This is a genomic window from Streptomyces sp. NPDC033221, assembly GCF_055577005.1.
Genome location: NZ_JBVIQN010000026.1, coordinates 67,412 through 93,164, shown reverse-complemented (window position 1 = coordinate 93,164; position 25,753 = coordinate 67,412). Strand labels below are relative to the sequence as shown.

At 71.5% G+C, this 25,753-nt stretch carries 25 protein-coding genes; 7 read left to right on the top strand and 18 right to left on the bottom strand.

Annotation, left to right across the window (positions count from 1 at the left end; translation table 11 throughout):
* Positions 1–109: 109 nt before the first annotated feature.
* Positions 110–1,591 (top strand): purine-cytosine permease family protein, encoded by a 1,482-nt coding sequence (locus ACZ53K_RS28935; RefSeq protein WP_468842041.1) that lies wholly within the window; start codon positions 110–112, stop codon positions 1,589–1,591.
* Positions 1,592–1,684: 93 nt separating this feature from the next.
* Positions 1,685–2,674 (top strand): LLM class flavin-dependent oxidoreductase, encoded by a 990-nt coding sequence (locus ACZ53K_RS28930; protein WP_468842038.1) that lies wholly within the window; start codon positions 1,685–1,687, stop codon positions 2,672–2,674.
* A gap of 153 nt (positions 2,675–2,827) precedes the next feature.
* Here ACZ53K_RS28930 and ACZ53K_RS28925 read toward each other — a convergent pair whose 3' ends face one another.
* From ACZ53K_RS28925 to ACZ53K_RS28910, 4 genes are all read right to left on the bottom strand, one after another.
* A complete protein-coding gene (locus ACZ53K_RS28925) occupies positions 2,828–4,246 on the bottom strand; it encodes a sugar porter family MFS transporter (protein WP_468842035.1) in 1,419 nt (472 codons plus the stop codon).
* A 269-nt stretch (positions 4,247–4,515) separates the two neighbouring features.
* Complete coding sequence (gene smc / locus ACZ53K_RS28920) at positions 4,516–8,067, bottom strand: chromosome segregation protein SMC (protein ID WP_468842032.1); 3,552 nt, start codon at positions 8,065–8,067, stop codon at positions 4,516–4,518.
* Positions 8,068–8,362: 295 nt separating this feature from the next.
* Complete coding sequence (locus ACZ53K_RS28915) at positions 8,363–8,569, bottom strand: hypothetical protein (protein ID WP_468842031.1); 207 nt, start codon at positions 8,567–8,569, stop codon at positions 8,363–8,365.
* Between the two features lie 380 nt (positions 8,570–8,949).
* Positions 8,950–9,231 carry an acylphosphatase gene (locus tag ACZ53K_RS28910; RefSeq protein ID WP_468842029.1) on the bottom strand — a complete coding sequence of 94 codons (282 nt, stop codon included), beginning with the start codon at positions 9,229–9,231 and terminating at the stop codon, positions 8,950–8,952.
* A 135-nt stretch (positions 9,232–9,366) separates the two neighbouring features.
* Here ACZ53K_RS28910 and ACZ53K_RS28905 point away from each other — a divergent pair, with 135 nt between their 5' ends.
* Positions 9,367–10,302, top strand: a complete 936-nt coding sequence (locus tag ACZ53K_RS28905) for a CAP domain-containing protein (protein ID WP_468842026.1) — start codon at positions 9,367–9,369, stop codon at positions 10,300–10,302.
* A gap of 28 nt (positions 10,303–10,330) precedes the next feature.
* On the opposite strand, the gene ACZ53K_RS28900 is transcribed toward ACZ53K_RS28905, so the two are convergent.
* Positions 10,331–10,561 carry a hypothetical protein gene (locus ACZ53K_RS28900; protein WP_468842024.1) on the bottom strand — a complete coding sequence of 77 codons (231 nt, stop codon included), beginning with the start codon at positions 10,559–10,561 and terminating at the stop codon, positions 10,331–10,333.
* A gap of 181 nt (positions 10,562–10,742) precedes the next feature.
* Positions 10,743–11,351, bottom strand: coding sequence for a flavodoxin family protein (locus tag ACZ53K_RS28895; protein WP_468842021.1), 609 nt, complete (start codon positions 11,349–11,351; stop codon positions 10,743–10,745).
* Positions 11,352–11,474: 123 nt separating this feature from the next.
* On the opposite strand from ACZ53K_RS28895, the gene ACZ53K_RS28890 reads away from it, so the two are divergent.
* Positions 11,475–11,900, top strand: a complete 426-nt coding sequence (locus ACZ53K_RS28890) for a winged helix-turn-helix transcriptional regulator (protein ID WP_468842019.1) — start codon at positions 11,475–11,477, stop codon at positions 11,898–11,900.
* A 27-nt stretch (positions 11,901–11,927) separates the two neighbouring features.
* On the opposite strand, the gene mutM is transcribed toward ACZ53K_RS28890, so the two are convergent.
* The 9 genes from mutM to ACZ53K_RS28845 all read right to left on the bottom strand — a co-directional run bounded on the left by mutM (position 11,928) and on the right by ACZ53K_RS28845 (position 21,166).
* Positions 11,928–12,788, bottom strand: a complete 861-nt coding sequence (gene mutM, locus ACZ53K_RS28885; RefSeq protein ID WP_468842016.1) for a bifunctional DNA-formamidopyrimidine glycosylase/DNA-(apurinic or apyrimidinic site) lyase — start codon at positions 12,786–12,788, stop codon at positions 11,928–11,930.
* Between the two features lie 148 nt (positions 12,789–12,936).
* Complete coding sequence (gene rnc, locus ACZ53K_RS28880) at positions 12,937–13,764, bottom strand: ribonuclease III (RefSeq protein ID WP_468842013.1); 828 nt, start codon at positions 13,762–13,764, stop codon at positions 12,937–12,939.
* 19 nt (positions 13,765–13,783) lie between these two features.
* Complete coding sequence (rpmF, locus tag ACZ53K_RS28875) at positions 13,784–13,957, bottom strand: 50S ribosomal protein L32 (protein ID WP_003951102.1); 174 nt, start codon at positions 13,955–13,957, stop codon at positions 13,784–13,786.
* Positions 13,958–13,959: 2 nt separating this feature from the next.
* Positions 13,960–14,652, bottom strand: coding sequence for a YceD family protein (locus tag ACZ53K_RS28870; RefSeq protein WP_468842119.1), 693 nt, complete (start codon positions 14,650–14,652; stop codon positions 13,960–13,962).
* Between the two features lie 76 nt (positions 14,653–14,728).
* A complete protein-coding gene (locus ACZ53K_RS28865; protein ID WP_468842116.1) occupies positions 14,729–15,829 on the bottom strand; it encodes a cell division initiation protein in 1,101 nt (366 codons plus the stop codon).
* Positions 15,830–15,926: 97 nt separating this feature from the next.
* Positions 15,927–16,436, bottom strand: coding sequence for a pantetheine-phosphate adenylyltransferase (coaD, locus tag ACZ53K_RS28860; RefSeq protein WP_468842009.1), 510 nt, complete (start codon positions 16,434–16,436; stop codon positions 15,927–15,929).
* Positions 16,433–17,017, bottom strand: a complete 585-nt coding sequence (gene rsmD / locus ACZ53K_RS28855) for a 16S rRNA (guanine(966)-N(2))-methyltransferase RsmD (protein WP_468842006.1) — start codon at positions 17,015–17,017, stop codon at positions 16,433–16,435. The genes coaD and rsmD overlap by 4 nt, the downstream gene beginning before the upstream one ends.
* 109 nt (positions 17,018–17,126) lie before the next feature.
* Entirely contained in the window at positions 17,127–19,340 is a 2,214-nt protein-coding gene (gene recG, locus ACZ53K_RS28850) for an ATP-dependent DNA helicase RecG (RefSeq protein WP_468842003.1), read from the bottom strand.
* Between the two features lie 92 nt (positions 19,341–19,432).
* Positions 19,433–21,166: a DAK2 domain-containing protein gene (locus tag ACZ53K_RS28845; RefSeq protein WP_468842000.1), complete on the bottom strand. Its 1,734-nt coding sequence runs from the start codon at positions 21,164–21,166 to the stop codon at positions 19,433–19,435.
* 261 nt (positions 21,167–21,427) lie between these two features.
* Here ACZ53K_RS28845 and rpmB point away from each other — a divergent pair, with 261 nt between their 5' ends.
* Entirely contained in the window at positions 21,428–21,613 is a 186-nt protein-coding gene (rpmB, locus tag ACZ53K_RS28840) for a 50S ribosomal protein L28 (RefSeq protein WP_003984695.1), read from the top strand.
* Between the two features lie 151 nt (positions 21,614–21,764).
* Here rpmB and thiD read toward each other — a convergent pair whose 3' ends face one another.
* Together thiD and ACZ53K_RS28830 are read right to left on the bottom strand one after the other, a co-directional pair.
* The gene (thiD, locus tag ACZ53K_RS28835) at positions 21,765–22,556 is read right to left on the bottom strand and encodes a bifunctional hydroxymethylpyrimidine kinase/phosphomethylpyrimidine kinase (RefSeq protein WP_468841996.1); all 792 of its coding nucleotides are present in this window, start codon (positions 22,554–22,556) and stop codon (positions 21,765–21,767) included.
* 46 nt (positions 22,557–22,602) lie between these two features.
* Positions 22,603–23,583, bottom strand: coding sequence for a thiamine-phosphate kinase (locus tag ACZ53K_RS28830; RefSeq protein WP_468841993.1), 981 nt, complete (start codon positions 23,581–23,583; stop codon positions 22,603–22,605).
* Positions 23,584–23,810: 227 nt separating this feature from the next.
* On the opposite strand from ACZ53K_RS28830, the gene ACZ53K_RS28825 reads away from it, so the two are divergent.
* Together ACZ53K_RS28825 and ACZ53K_RS28820 are read left to right on the top strand one after the other, a co-directional pair.
* A complete protein-coding gene (locus ACZ53K_RS28825) occupies positions 23,811–24,044 on the top strand; it encodes an Lrp/AsnC family transcriptional regulator (RefSeq protein ID WP_030018372.1) in 234 nt (77 codons plus the stop codon).
* Between the two features lie 9 nt (positions 24,045–24,053).
* A complete protein-coding gene (locus tag ACZ53K_RS28820) occupies positions 24,054–24,545 on the top strand; it encodes a DUF3515 domain-containing protein (protein WP_468841990.1) in 492 nt (163 codons plus the stop codon).
* 18 nt (positions 24,546–24,563) lie between these two features.
* On the opposite strand, the gene ACZ53K_RS28815 is transcribed toward ACZ53K_RS28820, so the two are convergent.
* Positions 24,564–25,700, bottom strand: a complete 1,137-nt coding sequence (locus tag ACZ53K_RS28815) for a D-alanine--D-alanine ligase family protein (RefSeq protein ID WP_468841987.1) — start codon at positions 25,698–25,700, stop codon at positions 24,564–24,566.
* Positions 25,701–25,753: the final 53 nt, after the last annotated feature.

Below are 25,753 nucleotides of genomic sequence, written 5' to 3'. Positions count from 1 at the left end.
CAAAGTACGATAGCTCTCGGCTGCGCAACGCGCGTAGAGTCCTGGCAACCCCCTCCCCTTCGCCAGGCATCACAGCCGCTGCCTGAACCCGCACGGAGACACCTGCACCATGGGCACCACGTCCACGGACACCATGTCCGCTCCTGAAACCGAAGGCGCCGTCGAGCAACGAGGCATCGAGCCCGTCCCCGACCATGAACGCCACGGCCGCGTCCGCGAACTCTTCCCGACCTGGGTCGCCGCCAACATCAGCGTGCTGCTGCTCACCATGGGTGCCTCCCTGGTGATCACCAACGGTCTGAACTTCTGGCAGGTCCTGATCGTGGCCGCCATCGCCTCCGTCATCTCCTTCGGCATGGTCGGCGTGCTGTCGGTCTCCGGCAAGTGGGGCGGCGCGCCCGGCGCGATGCTCTCCCGGGCGGCCTTCGGCGTGCGGGGCAACTACTTCCCGGGCGCGATCCTGTGGGTGGCCCGGTTCGGCTGGGAGACGATCAACGCGGTCAGCGGCGCGTACGCCGTGCTGACGGTCCTGAAGCTGCTGTTCGGCATCGAGGCCAACAACGTCCTCACCGTCGTCACGCTGCTGCTCTTCGTCGCCACCACGTTCGTGGTCAGCGGCCTGGGCCGCAAGGCGCTCAACCTCTGCAACAAGTACTCGACGTACCTGTTCAGCATCTTCAGCATCATGGTGCTGGTGTACCTGATCGCCGAGATGCCGTGGGGCAAGATCTTCTCGCAGTCGGCGGGCAGCACCGCCCTGATGATCGCCGGTATCGGCACCATCGCGGCGGGCGGCATCAGCTGGGTGCCCACCGGCCCGGACTTCGCGCGCTACCTGCCGCACGCCGCTTCCGGCAAGAAGATCGTCGGTACGACCATCTCCGGCGCGGCCCTGGTGCTCGTACCGATGGTGCTGATGGGCGGCATCATGGCCGTCTCCAAGCCGGACCTGGCCAACCAGAACACCGACCCGATGTCCTTCCTCGGCGAGGTGCTGCCGACCTGGCTGGCGGTCCCGTACCTGATCACCGCGCTGGTCGGGATGCTGCTGATCAACAGCCTGTCGATGTACTCGGCCGGTTTCACCGCGCAGACCATGGGCGTCAAGCTGCCGCGCGCCCTCGCCGTGAGCATCAACGCGATCATCAGCCTGGTCGGCGGAGCGTTCATGATGCTGGTGGCGAAGGACTTCATCGGTCAGTTCATCACCTTCCTGACCCTGCTCGCGGTGTCCTTCTCCGCCTGGATCGGGGTGTACGCCGTCGACATGGCGCGCCGCCGGAAGATGGCCGTGCGCTACGACGGCGACAGCCTGATGAACGTCAGCCGCACCAGCCGCTACTGGTACGCGGGCGGCTTCTGCTGGCAGGCGCTGACGGCCTGGGCCGTGGCGCTGGTGGTGGGCCTGTGCCTGACCAAGGTCACCTGGTTCACCGGCCCGCTCGCCGAGACCTGGCCGGGCAAGCACGGCCTGGGCTGGGCGGCCACGATCCTGATCGCCGCGGTGGTCTTCGCGGTGCTGCCGAAGCCGAAGGAGACGGTGGCCGCGAAGGCCGCCGCCCCGGCCGAGGAGCCGGCGCCGGTCGGCTGATTCGGCTCCCGCACCCCTGGTCACCTGATGTGACGTCAGCTAGCGTCCCCTTCGCCAACCGGGCCCACCGCCTCGGTGAAGGGGACGTTCGTCATGCCCGTAACGGTCCTGCGCTTCAACCTCGCCGACCCCGCCCCCACCCCCGCCTCGCTCAGCGCGCGCTACCGCGCGGCCGTCGAGATGGCCGCCTTCGCCGATGACCGGGGCCTGACCACGGTCCAGACCGAGGAGCACCACGCCACGGACAACGGCTGGATGCCCGCGCCGCTGGCCTTCGCCGGCACCGTGCTGGGCGCCACCCGGCGGATCACCGTCACCGTCTCCGCGCTGATCACGCCGCTGCACGACCCGCTGCGGCTGGCCGAGGAGATCGCCGTACTGGATCTGCTGAGCGGTGGCCGGCTGGTCACCGTGGCGGGCATCGGCTACCGGCCCGAGGAGTACGCGGCGCACGGCCGGGACTGGCACTGGCGGGGCAAGCTCCAGGACGAGGTACTGGAGACGCTGCTCGCCGCCTGGAAGGGTGAGCCGTTCCGCTACCGGGGCCGTACGGTACGGGTCACTCCGCGCCCGTACACCCAGCCCCACCCGCTGCTGCTGGTCGGCGGCAGTTCCCGGGCCGCCGCGCGCCGGGCCGCGCGGCTGGGCCTGCCCCTGTTCCCCAGCGCGCATCTGCCCGAGCTGGAGGCGTACTACCACGCGCGGCGTGCCGAGTACGGGACCGAGGGCTGGGTGCTGCAGCCCTCCGCCCGTACCTGGCTGCTGCATGTGTCCGAGGACCCGGACCGGGCGTGGGCGGAGTACGGCGGGCATCTGCTGCACGAGGCGCGTACGTACGCCTCGTGGCAGGCCGACGGTGTGGAATCGGCCGTACGGTCGGCCGCCGATGACGTCGAGGCGCTGCGCCGGGAGGGGGTCTACCGGATCGTGACGCCCGAGGAGTGTGTGCGGCTGGCCGGGGAGGCGGGGCCGGCGGGGTCGCTGATTCTGCATCCGCTGTGCGGTGGGATGCCGGTGGACGAAGGCTGGCGTTCCGTACACCTGTTCGCGGAGCGGGTCGTTCCGTACCTGAAGGAGAGGTGAGGCTCCGGCCCGCTTCCTTGCTTCAACGAAAAACCATTCGCGAGGAAAAGAAGTACCCGCAAGGCGGGGCGCGCAATAAAGGAGCTGCCCCGGTCCGGCGAACGGACCGGGGCAGCTGCCCACAACTGAGGAGAAGGGCTGGCGGGGGGGTTGTTAGCCCATCTCCTCCAACGCCTTGCCCTTGGTCTCCTTCACGAATTTCAGCACGAAGGGGATCGAGAGCAGGGCGAAGATCATGTAGATCACGTACGTACCCGACAGATTCCAGTCGGAAAGGCTCGGGAAGCTGGCAGTGATGGCCCAGTTGGCGATCCACTGCGCACACGCCGCGACACCGAGCGCAGCGGCACGGATCTTGTTCGGGAACATCTCACCGAGGAAGACCCAGACCACGACACCCCAGGACAGGGCGAAGAAGAGCACGAACGCGTGGGCCGCGACCAGGGCGACCGTGCCCTGGGCGGTCGGCAGCGTGCCGTCCGCGGTCTTGGCGGCGAAGGCCCACGCCTCCAGGGCGAGCGCGACGGCCATACCGGCGGAACCGATCAGTGCCAGCGGGCGGCGGCCGATCCGGTCCACGAACACCATCGCGATCACGGTGCCGATGATGTTGATGATCGACGTGGTGAAGCTGTAGAAGAACGAGCTGCTCGGGTCGATGCCGACGGACTGCCACAGCGTCGAGGAGTAGTAGAACGCCACGTTGATGCCGACGAGCTGCTGGAAGATCGACAGGCCGATGCCGACCCACACGATCGGCAGGAAACCGAACTTGCCGCCCAGCAGGTCCTTGAAGCTGGACTTGTGCTCCCGGCGCATCGCCTCCTTGATCTCCGAGACCCGGGTGTCCAGGTCGACGCTCTGGCCCTCGACCTCGGCCAGCACCTCCTTGGCCTTGTCGGTCTTGCCGACGGAGATCAGGAAGCGGGGCGACTCGGGGATCGCGAAGGAGAGCAGACCGTAGAGGACGGCCGGGACGACCATCACGCCGAGCATCCACTGCCAGGCCTCCAGGCCCGCCAGCTTGCCGCGCTGGTCACCGCCGGCGAGGTTGAGGATGCCCCAGTTCACCAGCTGCGAGATCGCGATGCCGATGACGATCGCGGCCTGCTGGAAGGAGCCCAGCCGGCCCCGGTAGGCGGGCGGCGCGACCTCGGCGATGTAGGCCGGGCCGATGACCGAGGCCATACCGATCGCGATGCCGCCCAGGACGCGCCACATGGCCAGGTCCCACAGGGCGAACGGCAGTGCCGAGCCGACCGCGCTGATCGTGAAGAGCGCCGCGGCGATCTGCATGACGCGGATGCGGCCGATGCGGTCGGCGATCCGGCCGGCCGTGGCCGCGCCGATGGCGCAGCCGATCAGCGCGATGGCGATCACCTGGGCGAGCCCGGCGGAGCCGACGTCGTAGCGGCCGCGGATCGCCTCGACGGCGCCGTTGATCACGGAGCTGTCGTAGCCGAAGAGGAAGCCGCCCATCGCGGCAGCCGCGGTGATGAAGATGACATGGCCGAGGTGGTCCGGGTGGGCCTTGCGGCCTTCCGAAGTCGTCGGCTGCGCGGTGCTGGTCAACGTGTACTCCAGTGCCCGGCTGCGCTGCCGGGCGTAGGGGGCTGGCCCTTCCAGTGGCGCATAGGTTGGGGGTACCCACCACTTGAAGGTAAAAGCAACGTTGCAGACCCTATGCCTTCAAGTTTCGAAGTCAATAGGTCGTGATGAATTTGTTTCGGCGGAGCTTCGCAGTGATTGCGTTCAAGTTATGAACCGTGCGGGTGTCGCGAGGAAGCGTGTATGCCACACCCGGGGAAGCGTGTATCCCACACCGGGTACCCTGCGCGCGGTCAGCGAAGCCGCTGGCTGATGACCTTCGAGACGCCGTCGCCCTGCATCGACACCCCGTACAGCGCGTCGGCGACCTCCATCGTCCGCTTCTGGTGCGTGATCACGATCAGCTGGGAGCTCTCCTGCAGCTCCTCCATGATCCCGATCAGCCGCTGCAGGTTGGTGTCGTCCAGCGCCGCCTCGACCTCGTCCATCACGTAGAACGGGCTGGGGCGCGCCTTGAAGATCGAGACCAGCAGCGCCACCGCGGTCAGTGAACGCTCACCTCCGGACAGCAGCGACAGCCGCTTGACCTTCTTGCCCGGCGGCCGGGCTTCCACGTCCAGGCCCGTGGTCAGCATGTTGTCCGGGTCGGTCAGCACCAGCCGCCCCTCACCGCCCGGGAACAGCCGCGCGAAGACGCCCTCGAACTCCCTCGCGGTGTCGTGGAACGCCTCGGTGAAGACCTGCTCCACCCGCTCGTCGACCTCCTTGACCACCCGCAGCAGGTCGGTCCGGGTCTTCTTCAAGTCTTCAAGCTGCTCACTGAGGAACTGATGCCGCTCCTCCAGCGCCGCGAACTCCTCCAGCGCCAGCGGGTTCACCTTCCCGAGCTGCTGATACGCCCGCTCGGCGGCCTTGAGCCGCTTCTCCTGCTCGGCCCGTACGTAGGCCACCGGCCGGTTGCGCGGATGCTCCGGGTCCTCCGGCAGCTCCTCGCCCTGGGCGGCGGGGGACGGCGGTACGGGCTGGTCGGGGCCGTACTCCGACGCCAGCGCGGCGGGCTCGACGCCCAGCTCCTCCAGCGCCTTGGCCTCCAGCTGCTCGATCCGCATCCGCTTCTCGGCGCCCAGCACCTCACCGCGGTGCACCGAGTCGGTCAGCTTGTCCAGCTCGCCCTTCAGCTCCCGGCTCTCGTTGCGCTCGGCCACCAGCGCCTGCTCGCGCTCCTGCTTGGCCAGCTCCGCCGCCAGCCGCTCCTCCTCGGCCCGTACGACCGAGACCTCGACGTGTGCCAGCAGCTGCCGCGCCCCGGAGGCCACCGCGGACGCCACCGCCGCCTCGTGCCGGGCCCGGGCGCGCCGCTGCTCGGCGCGGGTCCGTGCCTCGCGTTCGGCCCGTGCCGCGCGGTCCAGCCCGTCGGCCCGGCCGGCGAGTCCCTTGACCCGTTCCTCGTGCGTACGGGCCTGGAGGCGGGCCTCCATCTCCGTCTGGCGCGCGTTGGCGCCGTCCGCGGCCAGCCGGTCCCGTACGGAGGTGTCCGGCTCCTCGTCGCCCGGCTCCTCCTCGGCCACCGCCAGCCGCGCGGCCAGTTCCTCGGCCTCCTCGGTCGCCCGTTCGAGAGCTTCCTCCGCCTTCGCGGCGGCCGCAGCCGAGCGTTCCGCCTCGTCGGCTGCGCCGCGGGCCTGGCCGGCGAGGCGGCCCAGGTCGCCGGCGACCCGGGACTTCTCGCGGTCGGCGGCGCTCCGCCGCTCCCCCGCCTCCTCGGCCTGCCGTGCGCAGGCGTCCCGCCGTTGCCGCGCCGCTTCCTGATCCGTGGTCAGCCGCTCGCAGCGTTCGGCCAGTTCGGCGGCCTCGGCCGCGGCCTCGTCGACGGACGCCTGGACCTCCAGGAGGCTCGGCGCACCGGCCGATCCGCCGTGCGCGAAGTGCGCCCCGAGGACGTCGCCGTCGGCGGTGACCGCCGTCAGTTCCGGCCGGGACGCGACCAGTTCCTCGGCGTCCTCCAGGGAGTGGACCACCACGACGCCGCGCAGCAGCCACCGTACGGAGCGCAGCAACTCCTCCGGTCCGCTGACCAGTTCGGCCGCGAGCGGCAGGCCTCCGGAATCCACGTCCCGGTGTGTCTCCGGTGCCGCCCCGAGCACCATCGCCGCCCGTCCGGCGTCCTCCTTGCGCAGGAGGCGAATCGCTTCGGCGGCCGTGGCGGGCCCGGCCACCGCCACCGCGTCCGCCGCCGCGCCGAGTGCCGCGGCCACCGGCACCTCATGGCCCGGGGCGACGGTCAGCAGCTCGGCGGCCGGGCCGAGAAGGCCGGTCAGCCGGTCGGCCGCGCCGAGCAGCGCGCCGGTTCCGTCCTTGCGGCGCAGGCCGAGGGCGAGCGCCTCGTGCCGGGCGGAGACCGCAGCGCGCTGCCGCTCGGCGGCCGTGAGCGCGTCGCGCGCGGCGCTCAGCGCGGCCTCCGCGTCGGCCAGGTCCTGCTTCGCGGTCTCGTGCTGCCGCGCCAGGCCGGCGTCGTCCGCGTCCAGCCCGTCCACCTCGGTCTTGAGCGTTTCGTACTGCTCCTGGGCGTCGGCCGCGCGCTGCCGCGCCTCGTCCCTGGCCGCGGCCAGGCGGTCGATCTCCGCCTGCGCCGATGCGGCCCGGCCGCGCGCGGCGGTGACCTGCCCGTGCAGCCGGGCCAGCCCCTCCCGCCGGTCCGCCATGGCGCGCGCCGCGTCCCGCAGCCGCCGTTCCTCGTCCGCCAGCTGCCGTTCCAGTTCGGCCCGGTGTTCGGCGGTGTCCTCCAGCGCTCGGCTCGCCGCTTCCAGAGCGGCCTCCAGTTCGGCTTCCTGCTCGCGGACCCGGGCCGCCTCCCGCTCCAGATCCTCCGGGTCGCGGCCGCGCCGCTCCTCCGGCGGGGCGGCCGTCGCGCTCTTGACGCGCGCGTCGGCCAGCGAGATCGTGCCGCGCACGCGCTCGGCGAGCTGCGACAGCTCGTAGTACGTCTGCTGGGCCCGCTGGAGGCGCGGCGTCAGCATCCGTACCTCCTCCTCCAGGGCGGCCTCACGCCGGGTCGCCTCCTTGAGGCGCTGCTCGGCGGTCTCCTTGCGCTGTTTGAGCGCCGCCTCGTCGGCGATCTCCGCGCGTAGCGCTTCGCGCAGGGTCACGAGGTCGTCCGCCAGCAGCCGCAGGCGGGCGTCGCGCAGGTCGGCCTGGATGACGGCGGCCCGGCGGGCGACGGCGGCCTGCCGGCCGAGCGGCTTGAGCTGCCGCCGCAGCTCGTCGGTGAGGTCCTGGACCCGCGCCAGGTTCGCCTTCATCGCCTCCAGCTTGCGCAGCGCCTTCTCCTTGCGCTTGCGGTGCTTGAGGACGCCGGCGGCTTCCTCGATGAAGGCGCGGCGCCCCATGGGATCGGCGTGCAGGACGGAGTCGAGCTGGCCCTGCCCGACGATGACGTGCATCTCGCGGCCGATGCCGGAGTCCGACAGCAGCTCCTGGATGTCCAGGAGGCGGCAGGTGTCACCGTTGAGCTGGTACTCGCTGCCGCCGTTGCGGAACATCGTCCGCGTGATGGTGACCTCGGCGTAGTCGATGGGCAGCGCGCCGTCGGAGTTGTCGATGGTCAGCGAGACCTCGGCGCGGCCCAGGGGCGGCCGGCCGGTCGTCCCGGCGAAGATCACGTCTTCCATCTTGCCGCCGCGCAGCGACTTGGCGCCCTGCTCGCCCATGACCCAGGACAGGGCGTCGACGACATTGGACTTGCCCGAGCCGTTGGGGCCCACGACACAGGTGATGCCGGGTTCGAATCGCAGTGTCGTGGCGGAGGCGAAGGATTTGAATCCTCGCAGTGTCAGGCTCTTGAGATGCACGCCGTTGGACTCTACCGCCCGGCCCCCGCCGGACCGGCCCCGGCACGAGGGCCCCGGCGCACCCGGGCCGGACACCGGCCGCCGGGCCCGGTCCGGGGCGCCGGCTGGTCTCACGCCTATTCGATTTCGGTTTCGCCGCTGAAGGTGCAGGGCACATCAGACGGTGAGGGAGCCCCGGTTGGCCGAAGAGAAAACGACGGGAAACGACGAAGGGACGCCGAAGCGTCCCTTGAAGATCTTGCTAGCGGTGCCTCAAGCGGCTGGCGATACAGCCCGTTGGCCCCGGGGGATGGGGTCAGGTGAGCGCGGGCTCCGCCTGGGGTACGCCGATGCCGTCGAGCATCGAGTCGTCGTGACGTGCGGCAGCGGACAGCATGTCGTTTTCGGCCTGCATCCGGATGAGTTCGGATTCCAGGTCCTGGACGCGCTGCTGAAGCCGTCGCATCTCGGAGAGGACTCGGGGGTCGGAGCCGCCGACGTAACCGAGAAGCGCCTTTGCCATGATGGATGGTCCTCCACACTGAGTGACCGACCGAAGCGGTGTGGGTCGTGAGGGATTCGCACCCGCGGTGCTTGCCATTGTCCTGCGAACTCAATGCCAAACAGCTAAGGTGCGCGGGGCTTCCAGAGTCTCACCAAAAGGTTTGAGGGTCAACACGATCACGCCCCGTATCCTTGGGCGCCCGGGAGCCCGCGGCCGCGGCAACGCGGACCGGCTCCCCAGAAAAGCGCCTCGGGGGCGTGGAGATCATCCTTACAGCGGCAGCCTTCCACGGGTCGGCCGAGTTGGCAACCACCAGGTCATGACTGCACTGTGCATCTGACGGGGACACGCGAAACCGGCCCGTCGGCCGGTTCCCGGATGCCGCTCCCCGTACCGGCTCAGCGGATCACGAACCCGTCGTAACCGCCCCGCGGAGTGTCCCAGATCTCACCCACCCCTTCGACCCGTCCGGGTGTGTCGCCGGTGCGCAGCCACTCCAGGAGTTCCTCACACCGTTCGCGGGGGCCTTCGGCGACGACCTGGACCCGTCCGTCTTCGAGATTGAGGGCGAAACCCACGAGGCCGCCGATCCGCAGGGCGTTGGCCCGGGTGAACCACCGGAAGCCGACCCCTTGGACCCGGCCGCGCACCCAGGCGGTCAGGCGGACATCTTCGTTCATGTCTGCACGTTAACCGGCCAATTGCTCGTCGGGCACATCGGCCCCACACGTCATGGCGTACAGTCGCCCGGCAACGAGACTCACCCTTACGAGTGAGGCACGTTGACGCTCATGTGGACAGAAGGAAGGCAGTGGATGGGCCGCCATCGACGCTCCGCTCCCGCATCGCCCGACCCCGCCGGAGCCACGGACCAGACCGGAAACCCGGCCGCCGCACCCCCCGCGCAGTCCGGTCGCCACCGCGGCCACCGCCCGGCGCGCGACCGCCGCTCCGCTCCGGTCCGCACCGGCCTGCTCGGCGCTTCGGCGGCCGTGGCGATGGGCGCGGTCGCCGTCGCCTCGGGCCTGCTGCCCGGCGGCAGCCAGTACGACTGGGGCGGCAACGGCGGCTCCGGCGAACGGGTGCGCGCCGACTCCCTGCCGCACCCGCCGTCCCGCGCCACGGCATCCGTGACCCCCACCGACCGCGGCACCGGCCAGGCCAGCCGCGGCGAGCCCCGCCCCGACATCCGGGACCGGGCACGCCCCACCTCATCCACCGCGCCTTCCGCCACCCCGGTCCCGCGGCAGTCGTCCACGCCGCCGAAGGACACCGGCGCCGGCCGCGACCGTACGGAGCAGCCGGACCGTACGGCTCCCGCCACCACGCCCCCGAAGAGCACACCGACCGCCTCCGCCGCGCCGGGCACCACACCCGCGGCTGCCGAATCGCAGGTGCTGACCCTGGTCAACCGGGAACGCTCGAAGGCCGGCTGCTCACCGGTGACCGCCGACCCCGAACTGGGCACCCTCGCCGAGGACTTCAGCGCGGACATGGCGCGCCGCGGCTTCTTCGACCACACCGACCCGGACGGCCGCAGCCCGTGGGACCGGGCCAAGGAGGCGGGCCTGGACAACCTGGGCGGCGAGAACATAGCCCGCGGCCAGGCCGACGCCCGCGCGGTGATGGACACCTGGATGCACAGCTCCGGGCACCGCGCCAACATCCTCAACTGCGAGTACAAGACCCTCGGCGTCGGAGCGCACTTCGGCTCGGGCGGCCCGTGGTGGACGCAGGACTTCGGCTTCTGAACCGGGCGGCGCCGCGGCCGCCCCGGCCCTACCCCTCCTCCGGGAGGCTGTCCCACTCCTCGCCTTCGCGGTAGAGCTCGTAGTCGTGTTCGGCGGCGATCTCCTCCGCGTGGGCGCGACTGCGCACCGCGACCTCGTGCCGCTCACTGACGACCTCGCCGTGTACGCCGCCTTCTTCGACCACCTCGATCGCGTGTGTCTCGTACACGACGCTGTCGGGCGCCGCCGAGCTCCAGACCAGATGCATACTCGTCGCCATCGGATCCCAACCTCCGAAGGTATGGCCCCCTGGCTACAGGGTCGCATCTCCATCCGTACGAAAGCACGCGTATGCGGGTGGGTCGGCGTGTACAGGTGCCCGCGTACGGGCGGCACGCCGGGGACGGGGCGTGCGGGCCGGGCGCGCGCCGTACCCGCGAGCGCCCGGTACCGGCGGGGTGTCAGGCGCCGACGGCGGCGCGGCCTGCGGCGAAGAGCGCGGCCTGTCCGGCGACGCGGCGGCCGAGGTGTTCGGCGGTCGCGGTGTCGGCCTTGTGGACGCCGTCGGGGCCGCGGTCGTTGTCGGTCTGCGCGGCGGCACCCAGGAAGAAGCCGAGGCGGTTGAGGTCGTTCTCGGAGGCGGTGGAGGCGTTCCAGCCGGGCAGCAGGCCGAGGCCGACCCAGTGCATACCGTGCTGGGCGGCCAGTACGGAGAAGAACTGCAGGGTGTGCAGCTTGTCGCCGCTCTTGGACGCGGAGTTGGTGAAGCCGGCGGCGAGCTTGTCCTGCCAGGCGCGGGTGGCCCAGCGCTTCGCGGTGGCCTCGGCGAAGACATGGAAGGCGCCGGACGCGGTGCCCATGTAGGTCGGCGAGCCGAAGACGATCGCGTCGGCGGCGTCGAGCAGCCCCCACTGCTCCTCGGTGATCTCATCGACCTTGATCAGGTGGGCGGTCGCGCCGGCGTCGGCGGCACCGGCGCGTACGGCCTCGGCGATCACCGCGGTGTGGCCGAAGCCCGAGTGGTATGCGACGGCGACGACGGGGGTGGCGGCGGGGGCGGGCGTGGACATGGGAGGGCTCCTCGGGGTGCGGCGGCGCGGCGGAGTGCGGCGCAGCTCGATAACCAAAGGAAAGCACTAACTAAAAGAAAGCGCAATCGATGAGTTAGCGCTGTGCGGGAGTACGCTGGCCGCATGGCGAATCAGGGCAGCCCGCAGGAGGTCCCGGCGTGCGGGACGGAAGCGTGGACGGAAGAGGCGTTCAACGTCTTCGCGCGCGCGTGTCCGTCGCGCGACACCCTCAAGCACGTCACCGACCGGTGGGGCAGCCTGACACTGGGCGCACTGCACCAGGGCACGTTCCGCTTCAACGAACTGCGGCGGCAGGTCGACGGCGTCAGCGAGAAGATGCTGTCGCAGACCCTGCATGCCCTGGAGCGCGACGGGCTCGTACACCGCGAGGCCCGGCCGACCAATCCGCCGCGGGTCGACTACGCGCTGACACCGCTGGGGCGTGAGGTGGCCGAGCGGCTGCTGGGGCTCATCGGGCTCGTGGAGAGCCGGATGCCGGAGGTACTGGCGGCGCGGGAGCGCTACGACGCGGCCCGCGCGGAAGCCTGAGCCCCGGCCCCGACCCGCGAACGTGGGTTACGGGCGCGGCGGCCGCTGGCAGCGTGGGCAGAAGTAGCTGGACCGGTTCATCCAGGGGCGGCGGCGCATGGCCGTACCGCAGCGCCGGCACGGCTCGTCCTCGCGCCCGTACGCGTCCAGCGACCGTTCGAAGTAGCCCGACTCGCCGTTGACGTTGACGTAGAGGCTGTCGAAGCTGGTGCCGCCGACGGCGAGCGCGGCGCTCATCACGTCCCGGATGTGGCCGAGGAGTTCGGCGGTACGGGGGCGGGTCAGGGTGGCGGTCGGGCGGTCGTAGTGCAGCCGGGAGCGCCACAGTGCCTCGTCGGCGTAGATGTTGCCGACGCCGCTGATCAGCGACTGGTCCAGCAGCGCGCGCTTGACGGTGGTCCGGCGGCGGCGCAGCGCCTCGTGGAAGGCGGCGTCGTCGAAGGCCGGGTCGAGCGGGTCGCGGGCGATGTGCGCGATGACGTCGGGCAGCCCTTCGAGGTCACCGGGCACGGCGTCGTGCAGCGAGAGTCCGCCGAAGGTGCGCTGGTCGACGAAGCGCAGCTCCGTACCGGCGTCGTCGTCGAAGGTGAAGCGCACGCGCAGGTGCTTCTCATCGGGAGCGTCCTGCGGCTGGACCAGGAGCTGCCCGCTCATGCCCAGGTGCGCCAGAACGGACAGGCCGTCGGTGACCGGGAGCCACAGGTACTTGCCGCGGCGCCGGGCCTCGCCGATCCGCTGCCCCTTCAGGCGTGTGGCGAAGTCGACGGCTCCGGCGGTGTGCCGGCGGACGGCCCGCGGGTGCAGGACCTCGACGGCGTCGACGGTCCGGCCCCGTACCCAGCGCTCCAGTCCGCGGCGTACGACCTCGACCTCGGGCAGCTCGGGCACGGCTCTCCTCGTCATGGGACGCCCGCCGCCTGACGGACGCCGTACGGATGGTGCGCGTACCGCGTGCGGGGGGGCGGCCCCGCAAAGCACTGCCCGGCCGCCCCTCCCCGGTGCGGGGCGGACGGCCGGGAGTGCCGAACGGTACTGCTCAGCCGGCGGCGGGCGATTCCCCGGCCGGGGGAACCACGGGCTCCCCGGCCGGCGGCGCGTCCGCGGCCCGCTCGGCCGCTTCGTCCGCCGCCGCGCGGATCGCCCGCCAGGCGGACTCCGCCGCCTGCTGCTCGGCTTCCTTCTTGCTGCGGCCGGTGCCGGTGCCGTACGAGACACCACCGACGCGGGCAGCAGCAGTGAAGGTCTTCTCGTGATCCGGACCGGTCTCGCTGACCAGGTACTCCGGGACGCCGAGACCTTCGGTCGCGGTCAGTTCCTGGAGGCTGGTCTTCCAGTCCAGGCCGGCACCGAGGCCGGCGGACTTCTCGATGAGCGGGTCGAAGAGCCGGTGTACCAGCTCGCCCGCCGCGTCGAGGCCCTGGTCGAGATAGACCGCGCCGATCACCGCTTCCAGGGTGTCGGCCAGGATGGAGGCCTTGTTGCGGCCTCCGGTGCCTTCTTCGCCCCGGCCGAGGCGGATGAAGGCGCCGAGGTCGAGGCCGCGGCCCACCTCGGCGAGCGCACGCGAGTTGACCACCGCGGCCCGCAGCTTGGCCAGCTGGCCTTCGGGCAGGTCGGGGTGGGTGCGGTACAGCGTGTCCGTAACCACCAGGCCGAGCACCGAGTCCCCGAGGAATTCGAGCCGCTCGTTGGTGGGCAGACCGCCGTTCTCGTATGCGTACGAGCGGTGCGTCAGCGCACGCACCAGAAGGGCGGACTCAAGGTGATACCCGAGCCGCCCTTCTAGAAGCGTGTGGGACGAGGCCGTGTCCGCCGGTGCCGTTTCAGCCCCGCGCTTGCGGGGAGACGTCTGGGCGTCTGACATAGAGCCTGTCACCAGCCGATCAGACCTCGAGGACCTGTCGCTTGTTGTAGGTGCCGCAGCTCGGGCACGCGATGTGCTGCTGCTTCGGCTCATGGCAGCGCTCGCACGCCACCAGGGTGGGGACCGCAGCCTTCCACTGCGACCGGCGGTGGCGCGTGTTGCTGCGCGACATCTTCCGCTTCGGAACAGCCACGGCTACTTCTCCTGCTTCTCGGCGGCGCGCGCTGATTCAGGCCCGTCGCCGCTCATGTTTTCGTCCTTCTCGCCGGCCGGGTCGGTGGCGAGTCCCTGCAGTGCCGCCCAACGGATGTCGACGGCGTCGTGGTGGTGGTCCGGGTCGTCCGCGAGCCGTTCTCCGCACTGGGAGCACAGGCCCGGGCAGTCGTCCTGGCACACCGGCTGCATCGGCAGTGCGAGCACCACCGCATCACGCAGCACGGGTTCGAGGTCGAACAGGTCGTCCTCGAGGAAGAGAGTGTCCTCCTCTTCCTCGGCGTCGTCGCCGGGCTCCGCGGTGCGGGTCCTGGCGTCGGCGTCGGGGTAGGAGAACATCTCCTGGAAGTCCGCCGTGAGCTCACGCTCCAGCGGCTCCAGACACCTTACGCACTCCCCCTGGACCGATGCACGGCCGGTGCCTGTGACAAGCACCCCGTCCATGACGGACTCCAGGCGGAAGTCGAGTTCCACCGGCGCGCCCACGGGCACTCCGATGACCTCGTTGCCGAGGTCCCGGGGGGCCTCGACGGTGCGGGAGAGCCGCTGCAGCGCGCCGGGACGGCGTCCCAGATCGCGCGTGTCGAACACGAGCGGGGAACGGTGGTCGAGGCGGGCGTTGATGGCTTCCTGCTTTCTACGCTGACGTACGAGCCACCCGTCGCCGAAAGGCAGCCGGGCAGCAGAGATCGCGGACGTACACGCGACCGAAGAGCCAGGATACTGGAACGGTCCCGATAGGCCCAATCCGCTACTGGCGCCCCTCCTCGTACTGCCGCAGCCGCCCCAGATCGATCATGCTCGTGTCGAAGAGGCTGGTCTCGTCGAGCGCCGCGGGCTGCGCGGCCCGCCCCCCGGGAGCCGGGCCGGAAAGCTGGTCCTGCTGGAGGTAGGCCGCGTTCGGGTCGTAGGGCTGCTGGTGCTGGTGCTGCTGCGCCTGCGGGTCCTGCCAGCCGTAGCCGTACGGGTCCTGCTGCGCGTACGAGGCCTGCTGGTAGCCGTAGGAGTCCTGCTGCTGGTAGCCCGGGTCGGTGTAGTCGGCGTAGTAGCCCTGCTGGACCTCGGGCTGCGCCTGGGGCGGCACGGTGGGCTGCGGCGGGGCCTGCGGCTGCGGCGGTACGGGGTCGGCCAGCTCGGCGAGCCCGGCCAGGTACTCGGCGTCGCCGGTGTGGCCGGGATGGCGGCCGTCGGGCTGCGCGGCGAGACCGCCCAGCTCGTCCGTCGCCCGGGCGCCCTGGAGCTTGAGCCGGCCGCGGCCGACCGCCTCCAGGGTCTTGGTCAGTACGGCCTCGAAGGCACCGAACTTGGCGTCCACGTACCGGTCGGCGCGCTCCTTGAGCGTCTGCGGGTCGGCGCTGCGCTCGGGGGCCTGGACGCCATCCTCGTCCGCGTGGCCGTCCTCGCCCGGCGCGCGGCCCAGCAGCTTCTCGCGGCCGCGGTCGACCGAGCCGATGGTCTTGGTGAGGACGACCTCGAAGTTGGCCAGTTTGCTGTCGACGTAGTCATCCGCCTCGGCGCGGATCTCCTCCGCCTCCCGGCGGGCCTCGGCCAGGATCCGGTCGGCCTCGGCCTGGGACTGCCGGGCGACCTCGGTGTCGGAGATCAGCGAGCCGCGGTGGGCGTTGGCGGACTCGATGATCCGCTCCGCCTCGGCGCGGGCCTCCTCGACCATCTGCTCCCGGCCGCCGAGCAGCTCCTGGGCCTGTGCGAGCGATCCGGGCAGGGCGGCGCGCATCTCCTCCAGCATGGCGAGCAGCTCGGCGCGGTTGACCACGCACGAGGCCGACATGGGCATGGACCGGGCGCTGCCGACGGTCCGGACGATCTCGTCGAGCTTTTTCTGCACGTCCACCTTGGACTCGCCACTCTCCGGGTCGGTACGACGGAACGGGGTCGACTGTACGTCCACAGACCCCCGCACCGACACCTGCTGACGAGTGGTCAGCCGGTCACCCGGAGCCGAGCCGCTTGGTCAGCTCCTCCAGGACGAAGGGCGGCACCAGGTGGGACACGTCGCCGCCCCAGGCCGCGACCTCCTTGACCAGGCTGGAGGAGAGGAAGCTGTAGGTGGGGCTGGTGGGGATGAAGAGGGTCTCGATGCCGGAGAGACCGTTGTTCATCTGGGCCATCTGCAGCTCGTAATCGAAATCGCTGACCGCGCGCAGCCCCTTGACGATGGCGGGAATGTCGCGCTGCTTGCAGAAGTCGACGAGCAGGCCGTGGAAGGACTCGACCTGGACGTTGCCGTACTCGGCGGTGGCCCGGCGGATCAGGTCGATCCGCTCGTCGACCGAGAACAGGCCCTTCTTGGCCTGGTTGATCATCACGGTGACGTGGACGACGTCATAGAGCCTGGAGGCCCGGGCAATGATGTCCAGATGCCCGTTGGTGATGGGGTCGAACGACCCCGGACAGACTGCGCGGCGCAACTGAGGTTCCTCGCTCTCCGGTCCGGTCATGACGCGTTGTCGCACGTCGAAGCGGCGCGACCGTACCAAAGCGTCCCCTCGCCGTAGCGCCGGGACCGGATGGCCCCGAACCCGGCAGGCCAGGGGAACGGACCGCCTCTGGTGCTCCGCTCCACGGTGACGAGTGCCTCCTCGGCGCACCAGCCTTGCCGGTGGAGTGTGAGCAGGATCTCCCCAAGATCGCCGTCGGTCACGGCGTACGGCGGGTCGAGGAAGAGCACGTCGTACGGCTCCTCCGGGGCCGGGCCCGCCACCACCTGCTCGGCCTTGCCGACGCGTACCTCGGCGCCCGGCAGGCCGACGGTGCGGACGTTGTCGCGGATGGTGCGGACGGCGCGGGCGTCGGCCTCGACCAGCAGGACGTGCGCGGCACCGCGGGACAGCGCCTCCAGGCCGACCGCGCCGGAGCCGCCGTACAGGTCGAGCACCCGGGCGCCGGACAGCGGGCCGTCCAGCGACTCCCAGGTGGAGAACAGGCCCTCGCGCGCCCGGTCGGAGGTCGGGCGGGTGCCGGTGCCGGGGGGCACGGCCAGGCGCCGGCCGCCGGCCGTGCCGGCGATCACGCGGGTCATGGTTCTGAAGTCCTTCGCGCTGCGGATGGGGCGGCCCGCCTGCGCGGACCACTCCCCCACGATATGGCGTCGGACCGGACGAGGCCGCGCCGCCCGGCCCCACTCCCGCTCACCCCTTGTCGAGGTACTGCTCACGCTCGGCGTCCAGCAGCGCCTGAAGGACGATGCGCAGCTCCGGATGGCCGGTCAGCTCCGGGTCGGCGGTGACCACCGAGGTGGCCTCCTCCCGGGCGGCCTCGATGACCTGCTCGTCCTCGATGACGGCGAGCATCCGCAGGGACGTACGGGCACCGGACTGGGCCTGGCCGAGGACGTCGCCCTCGCGGCGCTGCTCCAGGTCGATACGGGACAGCTCGAAGCCGTCCAGGGTGCCGGCCACCGCGGCGAGCCGGGCCCGCGCGGGGCTCGCCTCCGGCATCTCGCTGACCAGCAGGCACAGGCCGGGGGCTGAACCTCGGCCGACCCGGCCGCGCAGCTGGTGCAGCTGGGAGACGCCGAACCGGTCCGCGTCCATGATCACCATGGCGGTGGCGTTCGGTACGTTCACACCGACCTCGATGACGGTGGTCGCCACCAGCGCGTCCACCTCGCCGGCCGCGAAGCGGCGCATCACCGCGTCCTTGTCGTCCGGGTGCATCCGGCCGTGCAGCACCTCGACGCGGAGCCCGGCGAGCGGGCCCTTCGCGAGCTGCGCGGCGACGTCCAGGACGGCCAGCGGAGGCCGCTTGTCCTCTCCCCCGCCGTCCCCTGCCTCCTCCGCGGACTTCTTCTTCGCGCCCTTGCCCTTCGGCGCGTCCTCCTCGTCACCGATGCGGGGGCAGACCACGTACGCCTGGTGGCCCGACTCGACTTCTTCGCGCACCCGTTCCCAGGCCCGCGCGAGGAAGTGCGGCTTGTCCTTGGCGGGCACGACATGACTGGCGATCGGCGAGCGCCCGGCGGGGAGTTGGTCCAGTACGGACGTCTCCAGGTCGCCGAAGACGGTCATCGCGACCGTACGGGGAATGGGGGTGGCCGTCATGACGAGCAGATGCGGCGGCTGCTTGCCCTTGCCGCGCAGCGCGTCACGCTGCTCCACACCGAAGCGGTGCTGCTCGTCCACCACGACCAGGCCCAGGTCGTGGAACTGGACCTTGTCCTCGATCAGCGCATGGGTGCCGATGACGATCCCGGCCTCGCCCGTGACGAGATCCAGCAGCGCCTGCCGACGGGCGGCGGCGCCCATCGACCCGGTCAGCAGCACCACCTTCGTGCCACGCTCGGAGCCGCCCAGCATCCCGCCCTCGGCCAGCTCCCCCATCATCTCGGTGATGGACCGGTGATGCTGCTGGGCGAGCACTTCGGTGGGCGCGAGCATCGCCGCCTGACCGCCGGTGTCCACGACGGCGAGCATGGCGCGCAGGGCGACCATGGTTTTCCCGGAACCGACTTCCCCTTGGAGAAGCCGGTGCATCGGGTGGTCCGTCGCCAGGTCGTCGAAGATTTCGCGGCTGACCTTCTGCTGGCCTTCGGTGAGGGTGAAGGGCAGCTTCGCGTCGAAGGCGTCGAGCAGTCCGCCGGGGGTCAACGGGCGCGGGGTGGCGGCCAGTTGGGTTTCCGCCATCCGGCGGCGGGCCAGGGCGACCTGGAGGACGAATGCCTCGTCCCACTTCAGCCGGGAGCGGGCGTCCTCGATGTCGGCCTTCGTGCGCGGGCGGTGGACCTTCTCCAGGGCGTCCGGGAGCGGCAGCAGGGCCCGTCCCTCGCGCAGCGCCTCGGGCAGCGGGTCGAGTGCCTCGCGTGCGCTGGGCAGTACCGCGTCGACGGCCTTGGTGATCTTCCAGGAGGCCATCTGCTGACAGGCCGGGTAGATCGGCATGAGGCGGCCCGCGAAGGCGTCCACGGCCTCCTCGCCGGCTTCGCCGCCCTCGCCTTCCAGCAGTGCGTATTCGGGGTGGGCCAGCTGGAGCTTGCGGTTGAAGACGGAGACCTTGCCCGCGAACATCGCGCGGCGGCCGGGCAGCAGGTCCTTGTGCGGTTTGTGGATGCCCTTGCCGAAGAAGACGAGCTGGAGCCGGCCGCTGCCGTCGGTGAGGGTCACCTCCAGGCGCTGGCCGCGGCCGTTGTTGAACTTCAGCACCCGGGCGTCCGCGACCCGCGCGACGACCGTGACGTGTTCGTCCAGCGGCAGGTCGGAAAGCCGGGTCAGCTCACCGCGCTCCGCGTATTTGCGCGGATAGTGGTGCAGCAGGTCGCCGACCGTGTGCAGACCGAGATGCTCGGCCATCACCTTGGCGGTGGTGCCACCGAGAATCTTCTTCAGGGGTTCGTCGAGCGCGGACACGCAGACCATTGCACACCACACCACTGACATCCGGCGGCAGGCCCCGGGATTCCGCCGGTACGGGACGGATTTCCGCACCGCCCTCCCGGCCGTTATTCGACGCCGATGAGAAGGGGGGCGCCACGCTGCCCGCCTTCGTAGACGACGGTGTCCACGGCCAGATGGTGCTCCCGTACGTGCCTTTCCAGGCGCTGGGCGAGGGAATCGGGGAAATCCGCGCCCAGGACGAGCGTCACCATTTCCCCGCCCGCGGAAAGCATCCGGTCCAGTACGGTCACCGCGGTCGCGGCCAGGTCCGAGCCGATCACCACCACGTCCCCGTCGATCAGGCCGAGGACGTCCCCGGCCTGGCAGACCCCGGCCATCGTCCAGGACCGGCTCTCGGCGACGGCCAGCTCCGCGTAGCGGGTGGCGCCCGCGGCCGACGTCATGGCCACCACGTCCTCGTCGAAGCTGCGGCCCGGCTCATGCACGGCCAGCGCAGCGATGCCCTGGACGGCGGCGCGGGTCGGGATCAGGGCGACCCGTACGCCTTCGGTACGGGCCTGCTCGGCCGCTGCCGCCGCCGTGTGCCGCAGTTCGGGGTCGTTGGGCAGCAGCATCACCTCGCGGGCGTTCGCCTGCCGGATGGCCTGCACCAGCTCGCCGCTGGCGGGCGGCTCCCCGGGGCGTACGGTCACCGCCGTCGCGCCTGCCCCGGCGCACAGTCCGGCGAGCCCGTCGCCAGGCACCACGGCCACCACGGCGCGCGCCACCGGCTCCGGCTCACGGCGGCGGGCCCCCCGGCCGCCGTCCGGCGCCCCGAAGTGGGTGATGCGGATGCGGTGCGGGCGGCCCGCCTCGATGCCCGCCTCCACGGCGGCGCCCGCGTCGTCCACGTGGACGTGCACGTTCCACAGCCCGTCCCCGCCGACGACGACCAGGGAGTCGCCGAGGCCGTCCAGCCGGGTGCGCAGCCGGGGCACGGCGGCGTCGTCGGCTTCCAGGAGGTAGATCACTTCGAAGGCGGGGCCGTCCGGGGTGGTGTCGCTGTCGTGGGGCCCGTGCGGGTCCGGGGCGTCCCCGTGCTGTCCTCCGGGGGCGGGCCCGTCCGCCGCCGGGCAGCCGCCGGCCACCGGCACGGGGGCGTCCGGCCGTACGGCGATGGGTGCCGTCGGCACCTCTCCGGAGAGTGCCCCGGCCAGCGCGCCCAGCAGGGCGACCAGGCCGCAGCCTCCCGCGTCCACGACGCCCGCCCGGCCCAGGACCGCCAGCTGCCCCGGCGTCGCGTCCAGGGCGGTGCGTGCCCCCTCGTACGCGGCCCGTGCCACCGCCGCCGGGGTCCCGTCGGCCCGCTCGGCGGCCTGGGCGGCCATGGTGGCGACCGTGAGGACCGTGCCTTCCACGGGGTGCGCCACCGCTTCGTACGTCGACTCGGCCGCCCGCCGCAGGGCCCGCTTCAGCGCCGCGGCCGGACCGCCGGGCCCAGCCCCGTCCCCGCGTCCATTTCCGTCCCCGTCCCCGTTGCCCAGGATTTCCGCCATGCCGCGCAGCAGCTGCGCGAGGATCGTCCCGGAATTGCCGCGCGCTCCTATGAGGGCCCCGTGGGCCATGGCGCCGACGGCGTCGGCGAGGCCGGGCGCGGTGCCCGAGGCGCCGTGTCCGTCGAAGGCGGCCTCGACCGCGCGGGCCGCGGACTCCACGGTCAGGTAGAGGTTGGTGCCGGTGTCCCCGTCGGCGACGGGATAGACGTTGATCGCGTCGATCCGCTCGCGTTCGCGGCCCAGGGCCTGGAGCGCGAGGGCGCACCAGGTGCGTACCGCATCGGCGTCGAGCGGGTGCGGCACCGTTCGTCCTCCTCGGCCAGCGGCCCGTCGCGGGCTCGGCTCGGTCATGCGATCCACCGCACAGTAGTCGCGCGGGGCCCGGCGGCCGGGGCGGGGGCCGGGGCGCTCATGGTAGTTTCGTTCTACGGGAGCGGTCGTTGTATGCTGCTCCGGTTGCCCGATGCGAATCGGGCCATTCCTCTCCTGGCGAATCGGGTCGGTTCAATGCACTCCGCTCGTCGGGATTCACCGTAAGTGCATCTGAAGTCTTTGGAGTGACCCGTGGCTGCCAACTGCGACGTCTGCGGCAAGGGGCCGGGCTTCGGCAAGAGCGTTTCCCACTCGCACCGCCGTACCAACCGTCGTTGGAACCCCAACATCCAGACGGTGCGCGCGGTCATCGGGCGCACGCCGAAGCGGCTCAACGTCTGCACCTCGTGCATCAAGGCCGGCAAGGTCTCGCGCTGACGTCATAGTCGTAGCGCAGCCCGAGCCGGTTGCCTGAAAGCCGGTCCACCTCGGTGGGCCGGCTTTTTGCCGTGCCCGTACACGGTCCGCGCACGGTTCACGTACGGGTTCGCATACGGATGCGGCCCTCGGGGCGGGCGCGCGGGCCGGCCTACTCCCTGATCCGCCACCCGTGATCCACCGGTCCGATCCCCGCGCCCAGGCGGAAGCCGCCCGCGATGGCGCCGGTGACGTACTCCTTGGCCGCCGCCACGGCCTGCGGGACCGTGTCTCCCAGTGCGAGCCGGGCGGCGACGGCGCTGGCGAGCGTGCAGCCGGTGCCGTGGGTGTGCCGGTTGTCGTGCCGCGGTGCGCGCAGCCAGTGCTCTTCGGAGCCGTCGGTGAGCAGGTCGACGGCGTCGCCCTCCAGATGACCGCCCTTGATCAGCGCCCAGCGGGGCCCGAAGCCCAGTATCGCGGCGGCGGCGCGCGGCAGGTCGGCTTCCTGCCGTACCCGTACGCCTGTGAGCTGCGCCACCTCGTCGAGGTTGGGGGTGGCGAGGGTGGCCGTGGGCAGCAGCTTCGTACGGACCGCGTCCAGCGCGGAGGCGGCCAGCAGCGCGTCGCCGTGCTTGGAGACGCCGACCGGGTCGATGACGACCGGGGCGGGCACCCCGGCGAGCAGGCCGGCGACCGTCTCGACCAGTTCAGGTGAGGACAGCATCCCGGTCTTGACGGCCTGGACGCCGATGTCGTCGACGACGCTGCGGAACTGGGCCCGTACGGCTTCGGCGGGCAGTTCCCACGCGCCCTGCACGCCCAGCGAGTTCTGTGCGGTGACGGCGGTCAGCACGCTCATGCCGTGCGTGCCGAGCGCCAGCATCGTCTTCAGGTCGGCCTGGATGCCCGCGCCGCCGCCGGAGTCGGACCCGGCGACGGTCAGGACGCGTGGAGGTGTGCGCATACCGGCGAATCTACCGGGGCGCCGCGCGGGCCCGCCCCGCGGGCCTTCAGGCCCCGGCGGGCCCGCCGTCCTGGTCCTCGCCGAAGTGGTCCCAGCCCGCGCTGGACCACGGCGCCCCGTCCACCGTCACCTGCGGCAGCGCCGACGGGTTCAGCACCTCGCCGATCACCTTCCAGCGGGCGGGCAGTTTCACGTCCGGCGGGAACGTCGCCACGATGGCGTGGTCCTCGCCGCCGTTGAGCACCCACTGCATCGGGTCCACGCCGACCGCCGTGCCGATGTCGGACATCTGGGAGGGGATGTCGATCTGGCCCGAGCGCAGGTCGATGCGGACCTTGCTGGCTTCGGCGATGTGGCCGAGGTCGGCGACCAGGCCGTCGCTGACGTCCGTCATGGCGGTGGCGCCGAGACCGGCCGCCGCGGGGCCCGCGTGGTACGGAGGTTCGGGGCGGCGGTGTGCCTCCACGAAGGCGCGCGGGGAGCGGAAGCCGCGGGTGAGGACCGCGTATCCGGCCGCGGACCAGCCCAGCCAGCCGGTGACGGCGACGACGTCGCCGGGCTGGGCACCGGATCGGGTGACGGGTTCCTGGTTGCGCAGGTCACCCAGGGCGGTGATGGCGACGGTGATCGTGTCGCCGCGTACGACGTCGCCGCCGACCACGGCGGCGCCCGCCACGTGGCACTCGTCGCGCAGTCCGTCCATCAGCTCGGTCGCCCAGGTCGCGGGCAGTTCGGCGGGCACCACCAGGCCGAGCAGGATGGCGGTGGGCACCGCGCCCATGGCGGCGATGTCGGCCAGGTTCTGTGCGGCGGCCTTGCGGCCCACGTCGTAGGCGGTGGACCAGTCGCGGCGGAAGTGCCGCCCTTCGAGGAGTACGTCGGTGCTGGCCACGACCCTGCGGTCCGGCGCGGTGACCACCGCGGCGTCGTCGCCCGGACCGATCCGTACGGCCGGGGTGGCGGTGAGCCGGGAGGTCAGCTCCCTGATCAGCCCGAACTCTCCCAGCTCGCCCACGGTGCCCTTCATGCTGCTGCCCTTCCGATGCGTACGGACGATCCGTACTGCGCTGCCGATCCGTACTGCGACGCCGGTCCGTACCGCGTACCCGCGCGGCCGGCCCCCGTTCCCCCGAGGTGGCCGGTCCCCGCGCCGCGCGTCGCGTTCCCCGCGCGGGTCTCCCCGGCGCGCGCACCGACGCGGTACCGTGGCGTCCCTTCTTCCCACATGATCCTCGAAGCCGCCCTGGAGGTCCCGTGGTACAGGCGTACATCCTGATCCAGACCGAGGTGGGCAAGGCGTCGGCCGTAGCGGAAGTGATCGCCAAGATTCCCGGCGTGATCCAGGCCGAGGACGTCACCGGCCCGTACGACGTCATCGTGCGGGCGCAGGCCGACACGGTCGACGAACTGGGCCGCATGGTGGTCGCCAAGGTCCAGCAGGTGGACGGCATCACCCGCACCCTGACCTGCCCGGTGGTCCATCTCTAGCTCCCCCGTATGCTCGGCCGGGTGATCTCCTCGTCGCGCCGGCTGCTGATTCCGGCCCTGCTCACCGTGGCGTTCGCCGCGGTGGGCTGCTCGTCCTCGGTCCCCGTCGCCGCTCCCTCGCCCGAGGGCGACGCCGCGCGGCAGTGCCGGGCGCTCCACAAGGAGTTGCCGCGGACCGTGGACGGGCTGGAGCGGGGCACCGCCGACCCGGTCTCGGACTTCACCGCCGTCTGGGGTGATCCTGCCGTCCGGTTGCGCTGCGGGGTGCCCAAGCCCGCCGTGCTGAAGCCTGGGAGTGAACATTACAACCCCGGTGCGGACGCGGCGGAAGTCAATGGTGTCGAGTGGCTCTTCGAGAAGCAGGACGACGGTTACCGCTTCACGACCGTGTTGCGCAAGACGTACGTCGAGGTGAGTGTGCCGGGGAAGTACGCCCCGGAGGTCGATGTGCTCACCGACCTCGCGGACGCCGTGAAGAAGACGGTGCCGGCCGGGGTCTGAGGACGCCGGCCGGCCGCCTCAGCGCAGCCCCGTGGAGCGCCGCAGCGCCGCCTGGACCAGCCGGTCGATCAGTTCCGGGTAGCTGACGCCGCTCTCCTGCCACATCCGCGGGTACATCGAGATGGGCGTGAAGCCGGGCAGCGTGTTGATCTCGTTGATCACGAACTCGCCGTTGTCCTGCAGGAAGAAGTCGGCGCGTACCAGGCCCTCGCAGGAGGCCGCTTCGAAGGCCGCCACGGCCAGTTCCCGGACGCGCGCGGTCTGCTCCTCGGTGAGCGGCGCGGGCACCAGGCCGGCGGCCGAGTCGATGTACTTGGCCTCGAAGTCGTAGAAGTCGTGCGCGCTGACCGGCGGGATCTCGGCCGGGACGCTGGCGCGCGGGCCGTCCTCGAACTCCAGGACGCCGCACTCGATCTCCCGGCCGCTGAGCAGCGACTCCACGATGATCTTGGGGTCGTGGCGGCGCGCCTCCTCAACGGCCTCGTCCAGCGCGGAGAGGTCGTCCACCTTGGAGATGCCCATGGAGGAGCCGGCCCTGGCGGGCTTCACGAACAGCGGCCAGCCGTGCTCGCCGGCGAAGTCCACGATCTTCTTGCGGGCCGCCGCGGGGTCCTGCTCCCACTCGCGCGGGCGGATGACCTCGTACGGGCCGACCGGCAGCCCGAAGGAGGTGAACACCCGCTTCATGTAGTCCTTGTCCTGGCCGACGGCCGAGGCGAGCACTCCGGAGCCCACGTAGGGCACGCCGGACAGTTCCAGGAGGCCCTGGAGGGTGCCGTCCTCGCCGTACGGGCCGTGCAGCACGGGGAAGACGACGTCGACCTCGCCGAGCACCTTGGGCGCCATGCCCGGCTCGCTGTAGACGACCTCGCGGCTGGTCGGGTCGACCGGCAGGATGACGGTGCCGTCGGCGGACTCGCTCAGCTCCGCCACGTTCGGCAGCTTCCGGTCCGTGATGGCCATCCGCTCCGGGGCATCGGCGGTCAGCGCCCACCGTCCGTCGGCCGTGATGCCGATGGGCAGTACGTCGTACTTCTCGCGGTCGATGGCGGCCAGCACGGCGCCCGCGGTGACCACGGAGATGGCGTGCTCGGAGCTGCGCCCGCCGAACACGACGGCGACGCGGGGCTTCTGGGGAGGGGTCTCACTGCTCATATCGCGATGAGCGTACCTGCTGCCCCAGGTGGAGTCAGTGCCGCGGGCCCGGG

Excerpts from the sequence above, each read along its gene's own strand:
- ACZ53K_RS28820 (WP_468841990.1), top strand. The coding sequence starts at position 24,054 with ATGCTCGGCCGGGTGATCTCCTCGTCGCGCCGGCTGCTGATTCCGGCC.
- ACZ53K_RS28915 (WP_468842031.1), bottom strand. The coding sequence starts at position 8,569 with ATGGCAAAGGCGCTTCTCGGTTACGTCGGCGGCTCCGACCCCCGAGTC.
- ACZ53K_RS28890 (WP_468842019.1), top strand. The coding sequence starts at position 11,475 with ATGGCGAATCAGGGCAGCCCGCAGGAGGTCCCGGCGTGCGGGACGGAA.
- ACZ53K_RS28910 (WP_468842029.1), bottom strand. The coding sequence starts at position 9,231 with ATGAACGAAGATGTCCGCCTGACCGCCTGGGTGCGCGGCCGGGTCCAA.
- ACZ53K_RS28905 (WP_468842026.1), top strand. The coding sequence starts at position 9,367 with ATGGGCCGCCATCGACGCTCCGCTCCCGCATCGCCCGACCCCGCCGGA.
- ACZ53K_RS28830 (WP_468841993.1), bottom strand. The coding sequence starts at position 23,583 with ATGAAGGGCACCGTGGGCGAGCTGGGAGAGTTCGGGCTGATCAGGGAG.
- ACZ53K_RS28930 (WP_468842038.1), top strand. The coding sequence starts at position 1,685 with ATGCCCGTAACGGTCCTGCGCTTCAACCTCGCCGACCCCGCCCCCACC.
- rnc (WP_468842013.1), bottom strand. The coding sequence starts at position 13,764 with ATGTCAGACGCCCAGACGTCTCCCCGCAAGCGCGGGGCTGAAACGGCA.
- coaD (WP_468842009.1), bottom strand. The coding sequence starts at position 16,436 with ATGACCGGACCGGAGAGCGAGGAACCTCAGTTGCGCCGCGCAGTCTGT.
- thiD (WP_468841996.1), bottom strand. The coding sequence starts at position 22,556 with ATGCGCACACCTCCACGCGTCCTGACCGTCGCCGGGTCCGACTCCGGC.
- rsmD (WP_468842006.1), bottom strand. The coding sequence starts at position 17,017 with ATGACCCGCGTGATCGCCGGCACGGCCGGCGGCCGGCGCCTGGCCGTG.
- ACZ53K_RS28935 (WP_468842041.1), top strand. The coding sequence starts at position 110 with ATGGGCACCACGTCCACGGACACCATGTCCGCTCCTGAAACCGAAGGC.
- ACZ53K_RS28900 (WP_468842024.1), bottom strand. The coding sequence starts at position 10,561 with ATGGCGACGAGTATGCATCTGGTCTGGAGCTCGGCGGCGCCCGACAGC.
- ACZ53K_RS28895 (WP_468842021.1), bottom strand. The coding sequence starts at position 11,351 with ATGTCCACGCCCGCCCCCGCCGCCACCCCCGTCGTCGCCGTCGCATAC.
- ACZ53K_RS28815 (WP_468841987.1), bottom strand. The coding sequence starts at position 25,700 with ATGAGCAGTGAGACCCCTCCCCAGAAGCCCCGCGTCGCCGTCGTGTTC.